Here is a 7,711-nt window from a genome sequence, read left to right on the forward strand (position 1 = left end):
CTCGTCCTCTCGCCTTGTCCGTACAGCCTCACCCGTCCGTCACGGAGGGGGGTCTTGGATACCGTTCAAACTTCGAGATGAGAAAGGACTCGGGGCCAATCTACAGAACAGGTTCGTGACCTCAGGAGCCTGACGGGTTACCCGAGCCCAATACGGTTCATGGTAGCGATCCGTGAACCGCAAGACACAAGGAGCCTGCTTGCAGGCGAACGGCTTTTGCCAGGGGCCGGCGTGGGCAGGGGCTTCGCCTGCGAGCAGGCGCCTACAGGGACGGCGGTGACGGGCTGTTCGGGCCTGGTCACGCTCAGGCCGTAAGCGTGTACCATTCTACCCGCGAATGCCCTGACCGTGGATCACGCCGAACGTGCGACTCGCCCGAATCAAACTGGCCGGCTTCAAGTCCTTCGTGGATCCGACGACACTGGTGCTGCCCGGAAACCGCGTGGGCATCGTGGGGCCGAACGGCTGTGGCAAGTCGAACACCATCGACGCCGTGCGCTGGGTGATGGGCGAGTCCTCGGCCAAGCACCTGCGCGGCGACTCCAGCGAGGACGTGATCTTCAACGGCTCCTCCAGCCGCAAGCCGGTCGGGCAGGCCTCGATCGAGCTGATCTTCGACAACTCCGACGGTCGCCTGGGCGGCGAGTACAGCGCCTATGGCGAGATTGCCGTACGCCGTGCGCTGACGCGCGACGGCCAGTCCAAGTACTTCCTCAACGGCCAGCGCGCGCGCAAGCGCGACGTCGTGGACCTGTTTCTCGGCACCGGTCTGGGCCCGCGCAGCTACGCGATCATCGAGCAGGGCATGATCGCGCGCCTGATCGACGCACGGCCCGAGGAACTGCGCGTCTATCTGGAGGAGGCCGCCGGCATCTCCAAGTACAAGGAGCGCCGGCGCGAGACCGAGAATCGCGTGCGCCACACCCGCGAGAACCTCGAGCGCCTCGACGACGTCCGCGACGAGGTTGCCAAGCAGGCCGAACGCCTCAACCGCCAGGCCGCCACCGCCGAGCAATACCAGACCCTCGCCGCCGAGCGGCGGCAGAAACGTGCCGAGGCGATCCTGCTGCGCCTGCGCGCGCAGGAACACGAGCTGGAGGCGAGCCGCCGCCGTCTGCAGGAGGCCGAGACCCAGCTGGCCGGCACCCAGGCCGAGGCGCAGAAGCTGCGTACCGAGACCGAGCAGCAGCGCCAGACGCGCGTGGACCTCGAGGCCGCCACCACCGAGGCACAGTCGGCCTACTACGACCGCGCCGCCGAAGTCTCGCGCCTGGAGCAGTCGATCCGCCATGCGGAGGACGAGCTGGCCCGCGAGCGCGCCGAACTGAAGCAGCTGGAACAGCGTCTGCAGACGGCCGACGAGGCGTTCGCGGTGCTGGAGCAGCGTATTGCCCAGGCCGAAAGCGAGCGTGACCAGCGCCAGCAGGAGGCGGAGACCGCGGAGGCGGAGCGGGAACGGCTGGAGGCCGCGGCGGAACAGGCGGAAACCGAGTTCCAGGCGGCGCGCGAGGCGCAGTCCGAGTGGGAACGCGCCCTGGCCGAACCGCGCCAGAATGCGCAGCTCACGCGTTCGCGCATGGATCATGCCGAGCACCAGCTCGCGCGCCTGGAGCAGCGCCGCGAACGTCTCGACGCCGAGCGCGCGGCCCTGCCTCAGACCCACCCGGGCGAGGAGGCCGAACGGCTGCAGGGCGAGCGCGATGCCCTGGCTGAACAACTGGAGCAGCTGCGCCAGCAGTGCGAACAGCAGCAGGAACACCTGAACCAGCTCACCGAGGCCCGCCGCGACGCGCGCGACGCCCTGCATCAGGCCGAGCGCGAGGCGCGCGAGGTCGCGGGGCGTCTGGCGGGGCTGGAACACTTCGCCGGCGAGGACGACCCGGCCCAGACGCGCGAGCGTCGCGAGGCCTGGGCACGCGAACAGGGGCTGGACCTCACGCGGCCCCTGGTGCAGCAGCTGGAGGTCGACGACGGCTGGGATGCGGCCGTGGAGCTGGTGCTGGGGGCCTGGCTGGAGGCCGCCGTGCTGGACGCCCCCGAGGCCACGCAAGACTGGCCGGATGCCGCGCTGCGTCTGGTGAGTACGAAGGCGGGTGCCGGTGCCGCCATCTCCGACGACTCGCTCGCCGCCCGCGTGCGCGGCTCCGCGGCGGTGACACAGTGGCTGTCACGAATCCACTGCGTACAGGATCTGAACGAGGCCCGGCGCCGCGTCCCCCGTCTCGCACCGGACGAGAGCGTGATCACACCCGACGGTACCTGGATGGGGCCGGGGTGGGTCGCGCATCGCACACTGGAAGGTGGTGCCTCCGGGGCGGTCGCGCGGGTGCGGCTCGCGCGCGAGCTGCGCGAACAGGAGCAGCAGCTTCAGGCACAGGTCGAACAGCACCAGGCGACCCTTGCCGAACGCGGTGAGGCCATCGACGCTGCGCAGGCGGAGCGCGACCGGCTGGATGCCCAGCGGCGCGAACAGCAGGGCGAGATCGATGAACGCGACCGGCGCGTCCAGCGCCTGCGCGATCAGGCCCGGCAGCTGGAACAACAGCAGGCGCGGATCGACCGCGAGGCGGGCGAGCTGGAAGAAGAGACGACACGCGCACGGGAACAGTTCGAGACCGCACAGCAGGAACGCAACCAGGCCCTTGCCACGCTGGAAACGCTGGAGGCGGACCGCGGCACACTGGAGGCCCGGCTGGAGGCCGCGCGGGAGGCCCACAATGAGGCGCGCGATGCGGTGCGCGAGGCGCGTGATGTCTCTGGCCGGGCACGAATGGCGGAGCAGGAGGCGCGCCACCGGCTGGAGCGCGAGCAAAGCGAACGCGAACGCCTGGAACGCCAGCGCGCAGAGGACCGCGAGCGCCTGGAGAAGCTGCGGCAGGGACTGGCCGGGCGTGAGGCGCCGCTGGAGCAGTGGCGCGGAGACCTGCAGGCCGCCGCGGAGCAGCGCCAGCAGGCGGAGGAGCGCCTGACGCGGGCGCGCGCGGATCTTGAGGCCTGTGATGCACGCCTGCGCGAACTGGCCTCACAGGCCAGCGAACTGGACAGCCGCGTCGAGGCCCGGCGCTCCACCTGCGAGGAACTGCGCCTGGATCAGCGCGAACGCTCGGTGCAGATCGACCAGCTCAAGGGCCAGTTTCAGGAGTCGGGCTTCGAGGCCGCGGCGCTGGTCGAGGGGCTGGAAGAGGATGCGACGGTGTCGGCCTGGGAGCAGGCGATCGCGGAGCTCGACCGCAAGATCGAGCGCCTGGGGCCGATCAACCTGGCGGCGATCGACGAGGCGCGCAGCCTGGAGGAGCGCTCACGCTATCTCGAAGAGCAGCACGCGGACCTGATCGAAGCCCTGGAGACGCTGGAAGCGGCGATGCACCGCATCGACCGCGAGACGCGGGCGCTGTTCAAGCAGACCTTCGATCAGGTGAACGCCGGGCTGGGGCAGAAATTCCAGCGCCTGTTCGGCGGCGGCGAGGCGCGCCTGGAGATGACCGGCGACGACCTGCTGGACACCGGCGTGACCATCATGGCCCGCCCGCCGGGCAAACGGCTCTCCACCATCCATCTAATGTCCGGAGGCGAGAAGGCGCTCACAGCATCGGCGCTGGTGTTCGCTATCTTTGAATTGAATCCGGCACCCTTTTGCATGCTGGACGAGGTGGATGCGCCGCTCGACGAGGCCAACGTCGGGCGCTTCTGCGAGCTGCTTCAGGACATGTCCGAGCAGATCCAGTTCATTTTTATCACCCATAACAAGGCCACGATGGCGATGGCGGAACAGCTGATCGGCGTTACCATGCACGAACCGGGGGTCTCGCGTCTGGTGAGCGTGGACATCGACGAGGCCGTGGAACTGGCCGAGGCCTGAGCGGTTCCGTCCGAATTCGCGCGGCCGCACAACACGAATGACGAGGTATTGAGTGGATTGGATGCGCATCAGTCTGGTGATCCTGGGCATCGTACTGGTCGCCGGTATCTGGATGGCCCACCGCCTGCGCACGCGTGAACGCGGGCCGGATGTCGATGACGACGCCGCGGACTGGAGCGACGATGCCGTACACATTCCCGCGCAGGGCGATGCCCGGCCGAGACACCGTGAGAGGGAAACCGACAGTCTGGGGGCGGAGGCGGGTTGGGCCGATCCACTGGAAACCTCGCGCGAGTACACGCGGGATGCCGACGAAGTGGAGTCCGATGAAGGCTTCGACGATGTACGCATTCCCCAGCGCGAGCGTGCAGAGCCGCATCTGGGTGTGACCTCGGCGGAGGACGACGAACCCCTGGCCAGAGGCGAGCGGCATGCCGACCGTGCGCAGGATATCTACGGCGTCCTGGACAACGACGAAGAACGGGTTCCGCCACCGCCGCATGGCGCATTCGAACCGGACCCGGAGGATGCGCCCCGTCGTCGCCCCAAAGCACGTGCCGCGCAAACCGCGAAGAGCATGATGGACGAGCTGGGTGGTCGTATGCGCTCCGGGATCGCCGCGCTGCGGAGTGTTCGTCTGCGTCGCCCGCGTGCAGAAGAGACGCTGGGCGAGCCATTGCACCCGGATCACGAGGTGGACCCCGAACTGATCGAGGAACCATCCCCCGACATGGAAACACTGGGCGAACATGTGTCCGAACCGCGTGTGGTCGGCCGCAATCCGCTGCGCGGTGGCCCGGGCTCCGACGAGAAGATCCTGCTGCTGCATGTGGTCGCGCCGCGCAACCGGCCGTTTACCGGCGTAGCCCTGGGGGCCGCACTGCAGCGCGCGGGTCTCAAGCCGGGCGCAATGGACATCTATCACTACCACGATGCCGAGATCGACAGCCGCCAGGCGCTGTTTTCCGCCGCGAACATGGTGCCGCCGGGCACACTGCGCGAACAGGATCTGACGGACACGATGACGCCTGGCATCACGTTGTTCGTGCAGGTGCACGCCAGTGCCGATCCGCAACGCGCGTTCGAGGCGCTGCTGGAAAATGCGCATGCGCTGGCACGCGACCTCGGCGGATCGATCCTCGATGCCCAGCAGTCCACTGCCACCAACCAGACGCTCGCCTACATGCGCGAGGACCTGAACGAGTGGCTGATGCGCCACCGTCCGGACCTGCTGCGGCGGCGGAGGACGCGGTGAGCTCGCCCTCCGCGTCGCCGGAGGGCACGACGGGCGCGGGTGGCAAGACGGCCGAGCGGATCGAACAGCTCCGACGCCAGATCGAGCACCACAACTACCGCTATTACGTCCTCGACGACCCCGAGGTCTCCGACGCCGAGTTCGACGCCTTGATGCGCGAACTCGAACAGCTCGAGGCCGAACATCCCGACCTCGTCACCCCGGATTCCCCCACACAGCGTGTTGGCGGTGCCCCCGCCGCCGGCTTCGACACCGTGCGCCACCGCCTGCCGATGCTGTCGCTGGCCAACGGCTTCGAGGCCGACGAGATCCGCGACTTCGACCGCCGCGTGCGCGAGCGCCTGGCCAAGCAGACCGGCGAGCCTGCGCGCACCGAACAGGCCGTCACCTACATGGCCGAGCCCAAGCTGGACGGCCTGGCCATCAGCCTGATCTACGAGCACGGCCGCCTGGTGCAGGCCGCGACGCGCGGCGACGGCGAGACCGGGGAGGACGTGACCGGCAATGTCCGCACCGTGCGCCCGATCCCGCTGCACCTGGGGGATCGCTATACCGACGATGCCCCCGGAGTGCTGGAGGTGCGCGGCGAGGTATTCATGCGCCGCTCGGATTTCGAGCGCCTGAACCGGGGCCTGGAGGCCGACGGCCAGCGGGGTTTCATGAACCCCCGCAACGCCGCCGCCGGCAGCCTTCGTCAGCTGGACCCGAAGGTGACGGCACGCCGCCCGCTGAGTTTCTTCGCCTACTCGGTGGGGCACGTCGAGGGCGGTACGCTGCCCGATACCCAGTCCGGCACGCTGGACTGGCTGCACCAGCTGGGCTTTCCAGTCTGCCCCGAACGCGCGGTTCTCGAGGGTGTGGAGGGCTGTCTCGCGTATTACGAGCGCCTGGCCGAACGTCGCCACGAGCTGGACTACGAGATCGACGGCATCGTCTACAAGGTCGACTCGCTGGCCGATCAGCAGCACCTGGGGTTCGTCTCGCGCGCGCCGCGCTGGGCGATCGCGCACAAATTCCCGGCCGAGGAGCAGACGACGACCCTGCGCGCCGTCGACTTCCGCGTCGGCCGCACTGGGGCGCTGACGCCAGTCGCGCGGCTGGAGCCGGTACTGGTCGGCGGGGTGACGGTCAGCAACGCCACGCTGCACAACATGGACGAGATCGCGCGCAAGGACATCCGCATCGGCGATCGCGTGATCGTACGCCGTGCCGGGGACGTGATCCCCGAGGTGGTCGGCCGCGCCGGCGGCGAGCGCCCGGCGGACACCCGCGCGATCGAGATGCCGTCCCGCTGCCCGGAATGCGACTCGCACATCGAACGCCCCGAGGGCGAGGCCGTCGCGCGCTGCACCGGTGGGCTTGTCTGCCCTGCACAGCGCCGCGAGGCCCTCAAGCACTTTGTCTCGCGCCGGGCCATGGACATCGAGGGCTTCGGCGAGAAACTGATCGAGCAACTCGCCGATGGCGGTATCGTGCAAAGCCCGGCCGACCTGTTCGCGCTGGATGCCGAACGCCTGGAGGCCCTGGAGCGGGTCGGCCCCAAGCTCGCCGAGAATCTCGTCAACGCCCTGGAGCAGGCGCGCGAGACCACGCTTGCGCGATTCATCTTTGCCCTCGGCATCCGCGAGGTGGGCGAGGTCACCGCCCGCAACCTGGCCACGTACTACGGCGACCTGGATGCCCTGATGCAGGCCGATGCCGAGGCGCTGCAGGAGGTTCCCGATGTTGGCCCCATCGTCGCCGAGCACATCGCCAACTTCTTTGCCGAGCCCCACAACCGCGACGTCATCCAGGCGCTGCGCGACGCCGGCGTCCACTGGCCCGATCCGCCTGCGCGACCGGCAGCGGAGGAGGGCGATGCCGCCCCGCTGGCCGGCAACACCTACGTCCTCACCGGCAGCTTCGACACCATGACGCGCGACGAAGCCAAGGCCGCCCTCGAAGCCCGCGGCGCCAAGGTCACCGGCTCCGTCTCCAAGAAGACCACCGCCGTCATCGCCGGCGCCGACCCCGGCTCCAAGGTCACCAAGGCCGAATCCCTCGACATCCCCATCCTCGGCCCCGACGACCTCGCCGACCTCATCGCCTGATCACCCGCGCCGTTGTAGAAGCCGCCTCGGCGGCGAAGCCCCTGCCAGAGCCCGGTGCGGGCCGGGGCGTTCGCCTGCGAGCAGGCTCCTACGGCGGGCTGGTCGTGCGTTGGGGTGCCCCTGTAGGAGCCGCCTTGGCGGCGAAGCCCCTGCCAGGGCCTGGCGCGGGCTGGGGCGTTCGCCTGCGAGCAGGCTCCTTGTGTCTTGCGGTTCACGGATCGCTACCATGAACCGTATTGGGCTCGGGTAACCCGTCAGGCTCCTGAGGTCACGAACCTGTTCTGTAGATTGGCCCCGAGTCCTTTCTCATCTCGAAGTTTGAACGGTATCCAAGACCCCCCTCCGTGACGGACGGGTGAGGCTGTACGGACAAGGCGAGAGGACGAGATGGCTCATATTGGCGTTGATGTTAGCAAGAACAAGCTCGACTGCATGTGGGTCCGGGATCTGGAGGCGGGCAAGGTGAAGCCCAAGGTGTTCCCGAACCGCCAAGACCAGTACCGGGAG

3 protein-coding genes and 1 pseudogene are annotated in these 7,711 nt (G+C 68.7%); all 4 read left to right on the forward strand.

The genetic code is table 11. From position 1 onward, the window contains the following. Positions 1–364 precede the first annotated feature (364 nt). A complete protein-coding gene (gene smc, locus F813_RS0113275) occupies positions 365–3,859 on the forward strand; it encodes a chromosome segregation protein SMC (RefSeq protein WP_017926915.1) in 3,495 nt (1,164 codons plus the stop codon). 61 nt (positions 3,860–3,920) lie between these two features. Beyond that, a complete protein-coding gene (locus F813_RS0113280) occupies positions 3,921–5,114 on the forward strand; it encodes a cell division protein ZipA C-terminal FtsZ-binding domain-containing protein (RefSeq protein WP_017926916.1) in 1,194 nt (397 codons plus the stop codon). Further along, positions 5,111–7,204: an NAD-dependent DNA ligase LigA gene (gene ligA, locus F813_RS0113285; RefSeq protein WP_017926917.1), complete on the forward strand. Its 2,094-nt coding sequence runs from the start codon at positions 5,111–5,113 to the stop codon at positions 7,202–7,204. The genes F813_RS0113280 and ligA overlap by 4 nt, the downstream gene beginning before the upstream one ends. Positions 7,205–7,591: 387 nt before the next feature. Further along, positions 7,592–7,711: pseudogene (locus F813_RS14570) on the forward strand (IS110 family transposase); the annotation flags it as partial.

The sequence above is a fragment of the Thioalkalivibrio sp. HL-Eb18 genome, assembly GCF_000364985.1.
Classification (GTDB): Bacteria; Pseudomonadota; Gammaproteobacteria; order Ectothiorhodospirales; family Ectothiorhodospiraceae; genus Thioalkalivibrio.

Coding starts and splice junctions, on each gene's coding strand:
- F813_RS0113280 (WP_017926916.1), top strand. CDS start 3,921: ATGCGCATCAGTCTGGTGATCCTGGGCATCGTACTGGTCGCCGGTATC.